Origin of the sequence: Rhodoferax aquaticus (assembly GCF_006974105.1) — a bacterium.
Taxonomy (GTDB): Bacteria; Pseudomonadota; Gammaproteobacteria; order Burkholderiales; family Burkholderiaceae_C; genus Allorhodoferax; species Allorhodoferax aquaticus_A.
Window position 1 is genome coordinate 1,395,535 of sequence record NZ_CP036282.1, and the last position, 13,611, is coordinate 1,409,145.

Consider the following 13,611-nt stretch of genomic DNA (forward strand, 5'->3'; position numbering starts at 1 on the left):
ACTGTTTCATCATTTGTCCAAGGTTTTGGTTTTCGCAAGGTGCTCTCTGCCGTGCCTTTGCTGCTGATGGGGGCATTGGTGGCCTTGCCCGTGGTGTCTTTGGCTATTGCGGTGTTTCGCCAAGATGCGGTCAGTGCCTCCTTGTTGCGTGAAATGGCGGGTTCGGTATTGCCCCAGTACGGGCTGACGACCGTGGTGCTCAGCGTATGCGTAGCCCTTGGCGTGGCGTTGGTGGGGGTGCTGAGTGCCTGCGCCGTGGCGTTGTTTGACTTCAAGGGGCGGCGGGTCTGGGAGTGGGCCTTGCTCCTGCCCTTGGCCATACCGTCTTACGTGGTTGCTTATGCGTACACCGACTTTTTGCAGTTCAGTGGCCCCGCGCAGACCTGGATGCGCCACGCGTTTGGCCTAGAGGGCCGCCTTTTGCCAGAAGTGCGTAGCTTGGGCGGTGCGGTCGCGGTGTTTGTGTTTACCTTGTATCCCTATGTCTACCTGCTGGTGCGTGTGGCATTGCTCAGCCGTGCTGCGCATTTGATGGAAGCCGCCAAGCTCATGGGCGCCTCCTTGCGCCGGCGCATCGTGACGATTGCGCTTCCACTGGCGCGCCCTTCCTTGGTGGCAGGCACGGCCTTGGCCTTGATGGAGACGCTGGCGGACTACGGAGTTTCTAGCTACTTTGGCATCCAAACCTTTACGGCTGGCATCTACAAAGCGTGGTTGGTGCTAGACAGCCCCATTGCAGCGGCCCAGCTGGCTACGGTGCTGTTGGTGGTCATGGCCTTGCTGCTGACTGCGGAGTCCCATGCCCGCAAGCGCTTGCGCTTTGTGGACGCCAAGGCACGCTTGTCGCAAGCGCAGCCCGTCGTGTTGGCGGGAGCGCGGGCCGCTTGGGCCACGCTGGTGTGTGCTGTGCCCGTGCTTCTAGGCTTCGTTTTGCCCGTGCTGTGTATGCTGCGCCCGCTGTTGCAAGCCTGGGGCAGTGAGGAAAGCCCCTTACCCTGGGCCAGTTTTGTAGGGTGGAGTTGGAATAGTTTTCAGCTCGCTAGCGGTACGGCCATCTTGACCACGGCCATCGCCCTGGGCTTGGCGTTTGCCCAGCGCCGTGTGCCCAACGCCTTGACCCGCGGCGTGGTCAAGGTCGCGGGTATGGGCTATGCCATTCCGGGTGCGGTGGTGGTGGTGGGTTTACTCATACCTGTAGCGTGGGTGCAGCACACCTGGCCCGCGTGGGGCGTGGGTTACTGGATCAGCACCACCGTGCTGGGGGTGGTGTGGGCGTATGTGGTGCGTTTTTGTGCCGTGGCTTTGCAGTCGGTGCAAAGTGGCTATGCCCAAGTACCGGTGAGCTTGGACGAAACAGCGCGCATGCAGGGCGTAGGGGGCTGGCGGCTGTGGTCGCGGGTGCATATGCCCTTGCTCATGCGCAGCAGCGTGGTCGCTGGCTTGTTGGTGTTTGTGGACGTGATGAAGGAGCTGCCCGCCACCTTGGTGCTACGCCCCTTTGACCATGACACCTTGGCGGTGGTGACCTTCCAACTGGCCAAAGACGAGCGCTTGGGCGAGGCGGCCTTGCCTGCGTTGATGCTCGTCTTGGTCGGGTTGATCCCGGTGATTTTGCTCAGCCGTACCCTCAATAAAAAAATGGTCTGAATACACCGAGGTATTCAGACCATCTACCGCTCAACGGTAGGGATTTGTCAGACGACTAGGCTTATTTGTAGCCCACGCGGTCCAGCATTTGCTGGACTTTCACTTGGTTCATACCGACCACGCTGACCGGAATAGTTTCAGACTTGAAACCACCCCCTGACAGACTTTCCAACGCAGGGTTGCTGATCTTCACGCCTTTGGCCGTGGGCCACTCGTTATTGCCGTTGGCAAAGTAGTCTTGGGCTTGCGCACCGGCCAAGAATTCCAAAAACTGCTGGGCGTAGACCGCATTCTTGGTGTTCTTGGCAATCGCTCCGCCTGCAATGTTGACATGGGTGCCCCAACTCGTCTGGTTGGGGAACACAACGCCCACCTTGTCCATCACGGCGCGGTCTTCGGGCTTGTCGCTGCGCATCAAGCGCGCCAGATAGTAGGTGTTGGTGAGGGCCACGCCACATTCACCCGAGGCAGTGGCTTTGATTTGGTCGGTATCACCACCCACCGGGTTGCGGGCCATGTTGGCCACCAAGCCTTTGAGCCACGTTTCAGTGGCTGCGCTGCCTAAGTGTTCATTCATGGCACCGAACAGGCTTAAGTTGTAGGGGTGCGAGCCCGAGCGGGTGCACAGCTGACCTTTGAGTTTGGCATCCGCCAGCTTTTCATAGGTGTCTACGCTGTCCTTGGCAATGCGTGCCTTGTTGTACACCACGACCCGTGCGCGCGTGCTAAATCCATACCAGTAGGTACCTTCTGCCGTTGCTTTGCCGCGCAAGTTGCTAGGGATCGTGTCGTCCAGCAGCTTGGAGCGCACGGGGGCAAACAAGCCGTCTACTTCTGCGCGCCATAGGCGCGATGCATCTACCAGTAGCACCACGTCAGCAGGGGATGCCGTGCCTTCGGCTTTGAGCCGCTGCAAGATGCCTGCATCGTCCGCATCTACCCGCTTGATTTGGATGCCGGTGGCTTGCGTGAAGGCTCCGTAGAGCTGGGCATCGCCTGCATAGTGGCGGGCGGAATAGATATTGAGCACCTTTTCTTGCGCCATGGCCGAGGGCATGGCAACGGAGCCAAGCAGGGCGCATGCAAGCGCGAGCTTGCTAAAAAGTGGTTGTGACATGGGAGCGACTTCCTTATCTGATTGCTAATGGTAATGAGAAACGTTCTTATTCTAGAAAAATGACAATGAACCCTAGACCTTGCAGGGTTATGGTTGCTGCCACGCCAGGCGCTGGTGCGAAGTGAGTCGTTTGAGTGCAGGGGCCATAGCGTCTTTACAGTGGCCCGTCAGAGGCTTGGGTGCTGTGGGCATAGCACTTGGAAGTGCCAGACAAAGCCTGTTTTAGGAGCGCGGATGTGACATCCTTTCCTTGGACCTTGATAGGTTTGCTTTTATGCAACTGCGCTGCGGCACAGACGGTGTCGCTGGTGTCTGGTGACGACTATGCTCCGTATGCCGACAGCAAATTGCCACACGGCGGGCCGCCCCTCACCCTGACGCCGCTCTACCTGCTGGCCTCCGTGTGCGGGTCCAACACGCTTAGGCGATAAACGATTCAATCATCGCGGCCAGCACCTCCGGCTGGTCGTGGTGCATCATGTGGCCGGCATCTTCAATGCGGCCAATTTGCACGTTGGGCACCGACTTCATGCGCTCGTGGTACTGGGCCAGGGTGAACTTGCCTTTCCACCACATCTCCAAGCTGTTGTCAGAGGCTTCCACGGCCAGCACTGGCATGCTGATGCGCTGGTAAATGGCCAGCACTTCTTCCACCCGGTACAGCTGCGCGTTGCTGATCTTGTGCGCTGCTTGGCCCAAGATGCTCCAGGTGCCATCCGCATTTTCTTGTGCCCAGTGGGTGGCGAGCCAGTTGGCTTTGTCAGCGCCCAAGCGGGGGTTGGTTTTCATGAGCCGGCGGGCCACGCCAGCGGCGGAGTCATAGCTCTTGAGTTCCATCTCCCCTTGGTGCAGTTTTTTAAGCTCATTCATCCATTGCGCATAGCGGGCGGGGGCTTGGTCGGGCGTGGTGGCAGGCATGCCAAAGCCCTCAAGGTTGACGAGTCGGCGAATGCGCTCGGGGCGCACGCCCGCGTAAATCATCACCACATTGCCGCCCAGGCTGTGGCCCACCAAATTCACTTGCTGCTGGGGCGCGTAGTGGTCCAGCAAAAAGTCCAGGTCGGCCAAATAGTCGGGGAACCAGTAGTTGTCCACCGGGCCAGAACTGGTCTTGCCGTAGCCACGCCAGTCGGGCGCAATGATGTAGTGGTCTTGCGCAAACGCGTCCACCACAAACTGATAACTGGCGGCCACGTCCATCCAACCGTGCACCATCACCAACGGTGTTTTGTGGGGGGCTGGTTCACCCCACACCTGCACATGGTAGGTAAGGTTACGTATGGGGACAAACTCGCTGCGGGCAATCTTTTTAACTTGGTACATTCGGCCCATCATAAGGAAGACATTCATGCCCGTCAGTCAAGCCAGTGACAAAGCCGCTCCCGTTTCCAGTAGCCAATGGCCCGCCGCCTATGCGCGTTTACACCAGCAGTTTGCTTGGCACGTTCCCCGGCATTTCAATATGGCGCAAGCCTGCAGCGCGCGCTGGGCGGCTGCACCAGGTGCTAGCAAAAGAATAGCTGTCTGCGCTTATTCCACGGGCGCAAAGGCCCAAAACTACTCGTACGCCGAGCTCCAAAGCCAAGCCAACCGCTTGTCCAACGTGCTGGTGGGCTTGGGTGTGCAGCGTGGGGACCGGGTGGCCATCGTGATGCCACAGTGTTTTGAAACGGCAGTGGCCTATATGGCGGTGTTGCAGATGGGCGCGGTGGCCATGCCCTTGTCCATGCTGTTTGGCCCCGAGGCTTTGGAGTTTCGCCTGCACAACAGCGAAGCCGTGGTCGCCATTTGCGACGCCACCAACTTGGATGCATTGGCCACCGCACGCGCGGCGTGCCCGGCATTAAAAAGTGTCATCGGGGTGGGGCCTGCATCTGCCACGCAGCAGGGAGGCACGCTCAACTTTGCCAAGGCCTTGGCCCAAGCTCCGGCGCAGTTCGACCTGGTCAACACCTTGGCCGACGAGCCAGCGGTGCTCATCTACACCAGCGGCACCACGGGCAACCCCAAGGGGGCGCTCATACCGCACCGCGCGCTCATTGGCAACCTGTCTGGCTTTGTGTGCAGCCAAAACTGGTTTGGGTTTGACCCGTTTGGCACGGCACCACAAGGGGCCTTGCCTACGGGTTCGAAGGCTGTTTTTTGGAGCCCTGCAGACTGGGCGTGGACCGGCGGGCTCATGGATGCGCTGCTGCCCACGCTGTACTTTGGCCGCCCCATCGTGGCCTACAACGGCCGCTTCAGCCCACAAACTGCCTTGGAGTTGATGGGCCAATGCCAGGTGACGCACACCTTTTTGTTCCCCACAGCGCTCAAGGCGATGATGAAAGCCTACCCCGGCAGCGCACGCCGCACCGTGCAGGCGCAGTTTGGCCTACGGCTAGAGGCCATGATGAGCGCCGGTGAGGCAGTGGGCGACGCCGTATTTGGCTACTGCCAAGCGCAGCTGGGCGTCACACCCAACGAAATGTTTGGCCAGACGGAGGTGAACTACATCGTGGGCAACTGCGCCCGCTTGTGGGCCCCCAAGCCCGGCAGCATGGGCATGGGCTACCCCGGCCACCGCGTGGCGGTGATTGACGAGGCTGGCAAGGAGTGCCCCGTGGGCGTGCCCGGTGACGTGGCGCTCAACCGGTTCGATGTGCACGGCCACCCTGACCCCATCTTCTTTCTGGGCTACTGGAAAAACCCCAGCGCCACGGCAGAGAAATACACGGGCGACTGGTGCCGCACGGGCGACTTGGCTGTGCGAGATGCAGAGGGCTACCTCTGGTACCAAGGGCGCTCGGACGACATTTTCAAGGCCGCAGGCTACCGCATTGGCCCTGGCGAAATCGAGAACTGCTTGGTCAAACACCCTGCCGTGGCCAACGCAGCGGTAGTGCCCAAGCCCGACCGAGACCGCGGTGCGCTGGTCAAGGCGTATGTGGTGATTGCTCCTGATTTTATAGCTGCTTGCGCAGACGGAACGGGCGCTAGAGCCCAATTGGAGGCTCAGCTGACTGCCGAGCTGCAAACCCATGTCAAAGGCTTGCTAGCGCCTTATGAATACCCCAAAGAAATTGAGTTTGTAGACGCCTTGCCCATGACCACCACCGGCAAAGTGCAGCGCCGTGTGTTGCGCTTACAAGAGGAGGCCCGTTTTGCGGCTGCCTAAGTTTGCCCAAGCCACCTTGGTGCGGCGCATTGGGTGGCTGGTGCTGCTGAAGTGGGCAGCCTTCCCAGTGGCACCTGCGGTGGCGTTGCTGGGTACCAAAGGCTTTGCCTGGTTGGCTGTGGCCTTGGGCTGCGTGCTATTGCGCACAGCGGTCTACCAGTGGGAGCAAAGTCTGCGCCGCCAGTTTGTGCGCGAAGCCCCCATGCCGCGCTACCTAGGCGCCAAGCTGCGCGCGCAGTATCCCCAGCTGAGCCAGCGTGACACCGAGTTGGTGCTGCGGGGCTTGCGCCAGTTTTTCATGGCGCACCTGCGCAGCAAAAACGCCTTTGTGGCCATGCCCTCACAGGTGGCCGATGCCGCGTGGCATGAGTTCATCTTGCACACCCGTGCCTATGAGCAGTGGTGCAAATATGCCTTTGGCCGCCTCTTGCACCACACCCCCGCCGAAGTGCTGGGCCGTGACCCCAAGCGCAACGACGGCCTGCGCCGCAGCTGGTTTTGGGCCTGCAAAGAAGAAAGCATCAACCCCCGCGCCCCTAGTCGCCTGCCCTTGCTGTTTGCCCTGGACGCCAAGTTCGCCATCCCCGGCGGCTTTAGCTACGTGCCAGACTGCAAAGCCATCGACAAGCAAGCCGGTGCCGACACCTATTGCGGCACCAGCTTTGGAGAAGGCGGGGGGAGCGGCTGTGGTGGCGATGGCGCCAGCGGCGACGGTTTTTCCTTTGGAGGCTCCGACAGCGATGGCGGTAGTGACGGCGGCGGCTGTGGAGGGGGATGCGGTGGTGGGGATTGAGCCGTGGCAGTGCGTTACGCCAAAAATGCCTGCCCGCCTTGTTTCGAACTGACGGCTAAGCCGCTTGCTGATGTTGGGCTAGTTCCTGCAGTTTGAGGTTCATTTGGCCTGTGGACAAGATTTCGCATCCACCGGTCTCGACTGGTCTGCCAGAATATCCGTATCCATTTAACAAAGTGGAAAACTAGTCAAAGTGCGGCTGCAAGCCACTTTCCGGAGGATGTGATGACCAGAATATCGAGCACCAGCCATTTTGTAGAGCACTTATTGTTGCTCCGGACATTACGTTAGAAGTTCAAGTTGGCTGGTGCATTAACGCCAATTAAGGTATAGTTTCTATACTATGAACTCCTTCGAATTTGACACCGCAAAGAGCGAATCTAATCGCGCGAAACACGGTATCGATTTCGTCGAAGCGCAAGGTCTCTGGAATGACCCGATGCTGCTGGAAATCCCGGCAAAAACGGATGATGAGCCGCGGTATCTGGTGATAGGGCTAATTGATGGGAAGCATTGGTCGGCCGTCATTACCTACCGCGGGGCCAATGTCCGATTGATATCCGTGCGACGTGCACGCACAGAAGAGGTGGCACTTTATGAAAGCTAAAAAGTTCGAGCAACAGTTTGATGAGGACGTCGACGTTATGGCTTCTTTGGACTTGTCCAAGGCCAAACGCGTGCTGCAAGAGCAGAAGCGAGTGAATGTCGATTTTCCAACATGGATGATTGACTCGCTAGACCGCGAAGCTAACAAACTAGGGGTTACACGGCAGTCTGTTATCAAAGTCTGGCTGGCCGAGCGCCTTGAGGCGACCGCTTCTAACTTGCCGTTCCAACGGACGCGCGCAGGTGCGGCGCACCGCTGAACTTCACGTTAGACAGCATGGACGCCATATTTCTCGCCCACGTGGAAGCCCTCAGGCCGAAGCTCGATGCACTCTTGGCTATGCAGCCCGTAAAGCCGTCGCTTCTTCCGAAGGACATGCCGAAGGCGGGCGTGTACCTATTCTCTGAGGGCGGCGAGTACCTGTATGTAGGCCGTAGCAATGACATCCGCGGGAGAATCGGAAGGCATTCACTACCCGGAGCAACGCATCGCATGGCTGCGTTCGCATTTCGTCTTGCGCGTCACGCCACCGGTCGACTTCACGCCACATACAAGCGCGGGGAGGGTTCCCGCGCCGCACTCATGCTCGAACCTGAGTTCGCACATGCTTTCCTGAAGTCAAAAGCGAGAATTCGTGAAATGGAGTTGAGGTTTGTCGAAGAAGCCGATCCAGTAAGACAGGCGCTCCTTGAGGTTTACGTCGCCCTCGCCGTAAAGGCTAAACACAATGATTTCGATAATCACTGAGCTGCTGTCTAATAGGGTGCTCTTCGCGGACACGCAGCGTCAGACCGCCGCTTCGCGGCGTGTGCTGCGTGCCGTACAGCGCCGACGTTAAAACTGCTTTTTCTACGGCTGCTTTGGAGTGCTGCGAAAGTTTGCAATCTGCTCAAAGCCGATTTGCGGTTTGGGCCTTGAATCCCTTCAGCCCACTTGATCCCCTTACTTTGCCTTTACGCTTTTTCGATTCGTAGTGATCCGGAAAATAATGCAAATGCGATGGATTGGCAAGGAAGCCTTCCCCGAAAAAGGCGTATGCCGCCGCCGTCTAAACCGCCCAAGGGCATTGCAGGCCGCCGTGCTGGGTTTTCGATGGCACGCTACGATGCATCCATCGTTCCCACAATCGTCTTTTTTACAACTCATGAAACACATTCAACTCGGCTCCAGCGACCTGTCTGTTACCCCCATTTGCCTAGGCACTATGACCTTTGGCGAGCAGGTGGATGAGTCCTTGGCCCACCGCATCTTGGACCGCTCTTTGGAGCGCGGCGTTAACTTCATCGACACGGCTGAGATGTATGCCGTGCCGCCCCGCGCGGAGACCTTCACGCTGACTGAGCAAATCATTGGTCGTTGGTTTGCCAAAACGCCTGGTGCGCGCGAAAAGCTGGTGGTGGCGACCAAAGTGGCAGGCCCCTCGCGCGGCATGCCCTGGGTGCGTGGTGGCAGTGCGGATTTAACCGGCGCAGACATCATTGCTGCGTGTGACGCCAGCCTCAAGCGTTTGAACACAGACGTCATTGATCTCTACCAAATCCACTGGCCCGCCCGCAATGTGCCCATGTTTGGGAGCTTGTACTTTGACCCCAGCAAAGACGCCGCAGTCACCCCCATCTTGGAGCAACTGCAGGCGCTGCAAACCTTGGTACAGGCGGGCAAGGTGCGCGCGGTGGGCCTGTCCAACGAGACGCCGTATGGTGTGAGCGAGTTTGTTCGCTTGGCCGAACAGCATGGCCTGCCACGCATTGCCACGGTGCAAAACGCCTACTGCCTGATCAACCGCACGGTGGAAAACGGTTTGGATGAGACCATGTACCGCCATGGCGTGTCGCTCTTGGGATATTCGCCGTTGGGCTTTGGCCTACTTACAGGCAAGTACGACGCCTCGGGCCTCACCGGCCCCGATGCACCTGCGCAGGCGCGTATCGCAAAGTTTGAGAGCACCCGCAAACAACGCTGGGGCCGTGCCGAAGCCCTGGATGCCGCGCGCCGCTACAACGCGCTGGCCCGCGCCAATGGCTTGACCCCCACGCAAATGGCCTTGGCGTTTTGCTACACCAAGTGGCAAGTGGCCAGCACCATCATTGGTGTGACCTCGGTGGCGCAACTGGATGAAGATTTGGACGCGTGGGGCACTACTTTGTCGCCTGAAGTGCTCAAGGCCATTGACGCCATCCGCTGGGAAAATCGCGACCCTGCGACCTAATCGCTTGCGGCAGTCTCTACCGAGAGCATTCGCCTTTGGCTAGCGCAAAAGCGAGCATGGGCGCACTGAAAAGGCCCAGGTTGCCGCCATAAAACTCGCCTTTGGCGCAGTCTCCGCGGCCCGCGCTCTTGATGCCTTGCTCTAAGCGTGCAGCTGCGCTCAGTGGACTGCTGCTTTGGGCGCCTAGGTCTTGGGCGGCGCGCTCGGCCAAGGTGGTTTGTCTGGCCGAAGTTTTGGCAGCTTGGCGCATGACATCGCCCGCTAGTGGGAAAGGCTTTGGCGACTCGCCAGCTTCTGCTTGTGCCTCGGTGGAGGGCGCAGTTGGCGCTGCTGTGTCGGATGCTGCACGCGGGGTTTGGGCTGCACTTGCCGCTTGTTGACTTGCGCTGTGGGTGCGCTGGCTCCTTGTATGTGCCGCAGGGCCTAGCGGCGGCGTTTCTTTGGCTTTGGCGGCTGGTGGGGGTGTGCGCTCTGGCGCATCCACAAACCGAAACACCGTGCGTGGCGCATCTTGCTCGGTTGCGGGCGTCCACATTTGGGCTGGTCCAAGCCACAGCAAGGCCGCCGCATGCAAGAGCAGGGCGACCAGCAGGGCTGCGGTGAATGGGCTGTTGCGACGGATGGACAGGGGAAGGTGCAACGTTTGCAATGGCGGTCTGGGGAATGGTGAACGTAAACTCCCCACCATAGCCTACGAACCTTAAGGTATGAAAAAGACTGCGCACATCAGCGAAACCCCCGCCACCGCTTTGCTCAAGGCCCACAAAGTGGTGTTTACCGAGCACCCGTATGAGTATTTGGAGCATGGAGGGGCGCAGCACAGCGCCGAGGTGCTGGGGTTTGATCCCTTTGCCGTGGTGAAGACTTTGATCATGCAAGACCAAGATGCCAAGCCCTTGGTTGTGCTGATGCACGGTAACCGCACGGTGTCTACCAAGAACCTGGCGCGCCAAATCGGTGCCAAGTCGGTGGAGCCTTGCTTGCCCGAAGTGGCCAACCGCCACAGCGGCTACCAAGTGGGGGGCACATCACCCTTTGCCACCCGCAAGACCATGCCTGTTTTTGTGGAGTCCAGTGTTTTAGAGCTTCCCAAAATTCTGATCAACGGCGGGCGCAAGGGCTACTTGGTGGGCATTGCGCCGCAGGTGTGTGTGGACCTCTTGGGTGCTAAGCCCGTGCAATGCGCTTTGGAGTAGGGCGCGCGGCGCTGCCGGTCTTGTAGGGCTTGGGGAAGACCCGCATCCACGGGCTGGCAAAATACCTGCAATGGTGCCCGTGTGGTGGCGCTGCAGGAGAGAGTTTTGGACGCTTTGCAACCCTATTTGCCCTTTTTGGCCACCGTGGCCGCGTACTTGCTGGGGTCTTTGTCATTTGCCGTAATCGTGAGCCGTGTCATGGGCTTGAACGACCCACGCACGTTTGGCAGCAAGAACCCAGGCGCCACCAACGTGCTGCGCTCGGGCAGCAAAGCCGCCGCCATCATCACGTTGGCTTTGGATGCGGCCAAAGGCTGGTTGCCCGTGGTGTTGGTGCGTTGGTTTGGCAAGCCCTATGGTCTGGAAGACGGCACCTTGGCCTTGGTGGGGCTGGCCGCGTTTGTGGGGCATTTGTACCCCGTGTTCTTCAAGTTTGAAGGCGGTAAAGGCGTGGCTACTGCGCTGGGCGTGCTGTTGGGCTTGAGCGGTGTGCTGGGCTTGGCTACTTTGCTGACCTGGGTGGTGATTGCGTATTTTTTCCGCTATTCGTCCTTGGCGTCGCTGGTGGCGGCCTTGTTTGCCCCGGTGTACTACGTGTTTGGTGACGGTGTGGCGTGGTACATGCGCACAGAGGTGCTAGTGGCTATTTCGGTCATGTCATTGCTGCTGGTCTACCGTCACGCTGAAAACATTGGCCGCTTGGCCAAGGGCACCGAGTCGCGCCTTGGGAAGAAGAAGTCTGCCTAAAACGATTGGGTGGCCTTGGCCCCCATTTTCAGTATCAAAAAGTGGTTGGGCCTGGCCCTCACCGACGAGGCGGCCAAGGCCAGCTTGATTCTGGGCTTGTATTGGGCGGTGTTGTGCAAACGGGGTTCCCGCAAGGGTTCACCCCGTGCGTTGCTCACTATGGCTACATACGGGTGCTTGGGGTCGGTGCTGCGGCGCACCACCACCGCAATTTCGTTGTTCTCCAAGCGCACATAGGTGCCTGGCGGGCACAGACCAATGGCCCGCACCATGGCGTGGCCTATGTCTTCGGCCTTGGCCGCGCCGCTGCCCAGTATGGAGCGCACCGACTCGGTGGCACTGCGCCCCGCACGGGATGCGCGGGGGCTGATCATGGCGGCATACCGGTCTACCAACTTCAGTATCCGTGTGAGCTTGGCCGCAGGGGGGGCGGATCGCGGGTCTAACTTGTCAATGGCGTCGGTGTGGTGAGCCGACACAATGTCTAACCAACTGTCGTCTGAGACTCCCAAGTTGGTGAGCATCATGGCTCCCTTGACGGCGTGCATGCGAATGACGTCTTGCTGCTCAGGGCTTGGTTTTTCGGGCTGATTAGCCAAGGTGTCTTGCAGGCCCGTCATCGCGATGTTCATGGTGAGGGCCGCGCGCACCAAGCTGTCTCGCTCGCGTGCTTGCAAGCCCACATCTGCGGCTATCAAGTGGCACAAGACAGCGCATACCAAGGCGTGCGAAGCGCTGTAGCCCACAGGGGAGTTGCTGGCCAGTTGAAACAATAGGTACAAGCCTACATCCGGGTCACGCAATAGCAGACCCTGCATCCAACGGTCGTACTGCACGACCCGGTGTGCAAACTCTTGGGTGCTACTGGGGTTGCCCAAGATAACGCCCAGACCTGACTCGAGGTCAGACCATTGGGCTAGCAAGTCTTCGTAATCGTTGTCAGTGTTCACAAGCACAGTGCACGTTAGTACTGCTTCTCGAGCACCATTTTGTCGTTGGTGCGGGTCATATTAAAGCGAGTTAGAAAACTATTGCCAAGCAAGACGAAGGGCATTTCCGCAGCATTCACCACGGCATCCACACCGTAGACCACGACATCCCCTACTTGGACTGAAGTCAGCTTGATGCGCCACCCTGTAATCACACCGTTGGCGGTACTCATTTGTACGACTTGGCCGCTACGAAAGTTCAAGCCCATGCGTTCAGCGTCGCGCTGGCTGATGGAGACGACGGTCGCCCCAGTATCCACCATGAATTGCGCGGCCTTGCCGTTGATTTGGCCCTGCGTCATGAAATGCCCGCCGCTGCTTGCGCTCAACACTACCCGCGCACCCCCCACAGAGCTTGGGATGCTTCCGCCCACGCTGCTAGGGGCATCGCCTACCCGCATCGCTTGGCGCTTGCCAGCGATCTCTACCACGGCGTGATCACCTTCGGTAGAGATCACTTTGACCCCCAGAAACGTTTCGCCCACAGCCACCCCTTTTGGGGGGCTGCCGTCGACGATGAGCAAGGCTTTAGAGCCCAGCATGCCTGCAAGCGCGACCGTTTGGGCGTGCCCGTTGGCGCCTAGCGCTACAAGGCACAAGGCAAACCCATGGGCAAGAGTGCGGGGTATGCGCATTAGTCGCGAAAGTTGTCGAAGCTCAGCGGCATGTCGGGAATCTCTTTGCGAATCAGCGCCATAGTCGCCTGCAGATCGTCCCGTTTGGCCCCTGTGACACGCACTTTGCCATCGTTAATGGCCGCCTGCACCTTGAGCTTGCTGTCTTTGATGTGGCGTTGGATTTTTTTGGCCAACTCAGCTTCAATGCCACTGCGCACTTTGATGATGCGTTTGACTTTGTCACCGCCGATCTTTTGCACATCGCCAATGTCTAGGAAGCGCACGTCCACGTTGGCCTTTGTGAGCTTGGCACGCAGCACGTCTTCAATCTGGGTCAGCTGGAAGTCTGCATTGCCGATCAGCGTGATTTCTTTGTCTTTGAGCTCGATGGAGGCCGGTGTGCCTTTGAAGTCAAAGCGGTTGGCAATTTCTTTGGCGGTGTTTTCTACGCCATGTTTCACGTCCACCATGTTGGGGTCGCAAACTGTGTCAAAAGTAGGCATTTTTTAGTACTGGGTTGTCTTGCACGCCT

The 13,611-nt window shown here is 59.0% G+C and carries 16 protein-coding genes; 10 read left to right on the top strand and 6 right to left on the bottom strand.

What is annotated here, in order from left to right; all coding sequences use genetic code 11:
• Positions 1–66: 66 nt before the first annotated feature.
• A complete protein-coding gene (locus EXZ61_RS06540; RefSeq protein ID WP_142814135.1) occupies positions 67–1,647 on the top strand; it encodes an ABC transporter permease in 1,581 nt (526 codons plus the stop codon).
• Positions 1,648–1,708: 61 nt separating this feature from the next.
• Here the strand turns inward: EXZ61_RS06540 and EXZ61_RS06545 are convergent, their stop codons facing one another.
• Positions 1,709–2,764, bottom strand: a complete 1,056-nt coding sequence (locus EXZ61_RS06545; RefSeq protein WP_237219108.1) for an extracellular solute-binding protein — start codon at positions 2,762–2,764, stop codon at positions 1,709–1,711.
• 236 nt (positions 2,765–3,000) lie between these two features.
• Between EXZ61_RS06545 and EXZ61_RS06550 the strand changes: the two genes are divergently transcribed.
• Positions 3,001–3,195, top strand: a complete 195-nt coding sequence (locus EXZ61_RS06550) for a hypothetical protein (protein ID WP_142810210.1) — start codon at positions 3,001–3,003, stop codon at positions 3,193–3,195.
• Here the strand turns inward: EXZ61_RS06550 and EXZ61_RS06555 are convergent.
• Positions 3,185–4,087 carry an alpha/beta fold hydrolase gene (locus EXZ61_RS06555; protein ID WP_142814137.1) on the bottom strand — a complete coding sequence of 301 codons (903 nt, stop codon included), beginning with the start codon at positions 4,085–4,087 and terminating at the stop codon, positions 3,185–3,187. The two genes, EXZ61_RS06550 and EXZ61_RS06555, sit on opposite strands and share 11 nt — an antisense overlap.
• A 25-nt stretch (positions 4,088–4,112) precedes the next feature.
• Between EXZ61_RS06555 and EXZ61_RS06560 the strand changes: the two genes are divergently transcribed.
• The 6 genes from EXZ61_RS06560 (at position 4,113) to EXZ61_RS06585 (ending at position 9,530) form a co-directional block, all read left to right on the top strand.
• Positions 4,113–5,921, top strand: a complete 1,809-nt coding sequence (locus EXZ61_RS06560) for an acetate--CoA ligase (RefSeq protein WP_142810212.1) — start codon at positions 4,113–4,115, stop codon at positions 5,919–5,921.
• On the top strand, positions 5,908–6,714 hold the full coding sequence (locus tag EXZ61_RS06565) for a glycine-rich domain-containing protein (RefSeq protein WP_237219109.1): 807 nt from the start codon (positions 5,908–5,910) through the stop codon (positions 6,712–6,714). The genes EXZ61_RS06560 and EXZ61_RS06565 overlap by 14 nt, the downstream gene beginning before the upstream one ends.
• 343 nt (positions 6,715–7,057) lie before the next feature.
• Positions 7,058–7,321, top strand: a complete 264-nt coding sequence (locus EXZ61_RS06570; protein WP_142810214.1) for a BrnT family toxin — start codon at positions 7,058–7,060, stop codon at positions 7,319–7,321.
• Positions 7,311–7,580, top strand: a complete 270-nt coding sequence (brnA, locus tag EXZ61_RS06575) for a type II toxin-antitoxin system BrnA family antitoxin (RefSeq protein ID WP_142810216.1) — start codon at positions 7,311–7,313, stop codon at positions 7,578–7,580. Before EXZ61_RS06570 ends, brnA begins: the two co-directional genes overlap by 11 nt.
• Positions 7,581–7,597: 17 nt before the next feature.
• A complete protein-coding gene (locus EXZ61_RS06580; protein WP_142810218.1) occupies positions 7,598–8,068 on the top strand; it encodes a GIY-YIG nuclease family protein in 471 nt (156 codons plus the stop codon).
• A gap of 397 nt (positions 8,069–8,465) precedes the next feature.
• Positions 8,466–9,530 carry an aldo/keto reductase gene (locus EXZ61_RS06585; protein ID WP_142810220.1) on the top strand — a complete coding sequence of 355 codons (1,065 nt, stop codon included), beginning with the start codon at positions 8,466–8,468 and terminating at the stop codon, positions 9,528–9,530.
• Positions 9,531–9,546: 16 nt separating this feature from the next.
• Here the strand turns inward: EXZ61_RS06585 and EXZ61_RS06590 are convergent, their stop codons facing one another.
• On the bottom strand, positions 9,547–10,179 hold the full coding sequence (locus tag EXZ61_RS06590) for a hypothetical protein (RefSeq protein ID WP_142810222.1): 633 nt from the start codon (positions 10,177–10,179) through the stop codon (positions 9,547–9,549).
• A gap of 58 nt (positions 10,180–10,237) precedes the next feature.
• Here EXZ61_RS06590 and EXZ61_RS06595 point away from each other — a divergent pair, with 58 nt between their 5' ends.
• Together EXZ61_RS06595 and plsY are read left to right on the top strand one after the other, a co-directional pair.
• Positions 10,238–10,726 (top strand): aminoacyl-tRNA deacylase, encoded by a 489-nt coding sequence (locus EXZ61_RS06595; protein ID WP_142810224.1) that lies wholly within the window; start codon positions 10,238–10,240, stop codon positions 10,724–10,726.
• A gap of 114 nt (positions 10,727–10,840) precedes the next feature.
• Entirely contained in the window at positions 10,841–11,473 is a 633-nt protein-coding gene (plsY, locus tag EXZ61_RS06600) for a glycerol-3-phosphate 1-O-acyltransferase PlsY (protein WP_237219163.1), read from the top strand.
• Here the strand turns inward: plsY and EXZ61_RS06605 are convergent.
• Genes EXZ61_RS06605 through EXZ61_RS06615 form a run of 3 tightly spaced genes read right to left on the bottom strand, consistent with a single transcriptional unit; the run spans position 11,470 to position 13,582 of the window.
• Positions 11,470–12,423 carry an HD-GYP domain-containing protein gene (locus EXZ61_RS06605; RefSeq protein WP_237219110.1) on the bottom strand — a complete coding sequence of 318 codons (954 nt, stop codon included), beginning with the start codon at positions 12,421–12,423 and terminating at the stop codon, positions 11,470–11,472. The two genes, plsY and EXZ61_RS06605, sit on opposite strands and share 4 nt — an antisense overlap.
• Before the next feature lie 14 nt (positions 12,424–12,437).
• Complete coding sequence (locus tag EXZ61_RS06610; protein ID WP_237219111.1) at positions 12,438–13,097, bottom strand: retropepsin-like aspartic protease family protein; 660 nt, start codon at positions 13,095–13,097, stop codon at positions 12,438–12,440.
• Positions 13,097–13,582, bottom strand: a complete 486-nt coding sequence (locus tag EXZ61_RS06615) for a YajQ family cyclic di-GMP-binding protein (RefSeq protein WP_142810228.1) — start codon at positions 13,580–13,582, stop codon at positions 13,097–13,099. The genes EXZ61_RS06610 and EXZ61_RS06615 overlap by 1 nt, the downstream gene beginning before the upstream one ends.
• Positions 13,583–13,611: the final 29 nt, after the last annotated feature.

What these genes read in the sequence shown, in the direction of transcription:
- EXZ61_RS06540 (WP_142814135.1), top strand. Translation starts at nt 67, where the DNA reads ATGGGGGCATTGGTGGCCTTGCCCGTGGTGTCTTTGGCTATTGCGGTG.
- EXZ61_RS06545 (WP_237219108.1), bottom strand. Translation starts at nt 2,764, where the DNA reads ATGTCACAACCACTTTTTAGCAAGCTCGCGCTTGCATGCGCCCTGCTT.
- EXZ61_RS06555 (WP_142814137.1), bottom strand. Translation starts at nt 4,087, where the DNA reads ATGTACCAAGTTAAAAAGATTGCCCGCAGCGAGTTTGTCCCCATACGT.
- EXZ61_RS06560 (WP_142810212.1), top strand. Translation starts at nt 4,113, where the DNA reads ATGCCCGTCAGTCAAGCCAGTGACAAAGCCGCTCCCGTTTCCAGTAGC.
- EXZ61_RS06570 (WP_142810214.1), top strand. Translation starts at nt 7,058, where the DNA reads ATGAACTCCTTCGAATTTGACACCGCAAAGAGCGAATCTAATCGCGCG.
- brnA (WP_142810216.1), top strand. Translation starts at nt 7,311, where the DNA reads ATGAAAGCTAAAAAGTTCGAGCAACAGTTTGATGAGGACGTCGACGTT.
- EXZ61_RS06580 (WP_142810218.1), top strand. Translation starts at nt 7,598, where the DNA reads ATGGACGCCATATTTCTCGCCCACGTGGAAGCCCTCAGGCCGAAGCTC.
- EXZ61_RS06585 (WP_142810220.1), top strand. Translation starts at nt 8,466, where the DNA reads ATGAAACACATTCAACTCGGCTCCAGCGACCTGTCTGTTACCCCCATT.
- EXZ61_RS06595 (WP_142810224.1), top strand. Translation starts at nt 10,238, where the DNA reads ATGAAAAAGACTGCGCACATCAGCGAAACCCCCGCCACCGCTTTGCTC.
- EXZ61_RS06610 (WP_237219111.1), bottom strand. Translation starts at nt 13,097, where the DNA reads ATGCGCATACCCCGCACTCTTGCCCATGGGTTTGCCTTGTGCCTTGTA.
- EXZ61_RS06615 (WP_142810228.1), bottom strand. Translation starts at nt 13,582, where the DNA reads ATGCCTACTTTTGACACAGTTTGCGACCCCAACATGGTGGACGTGAAA.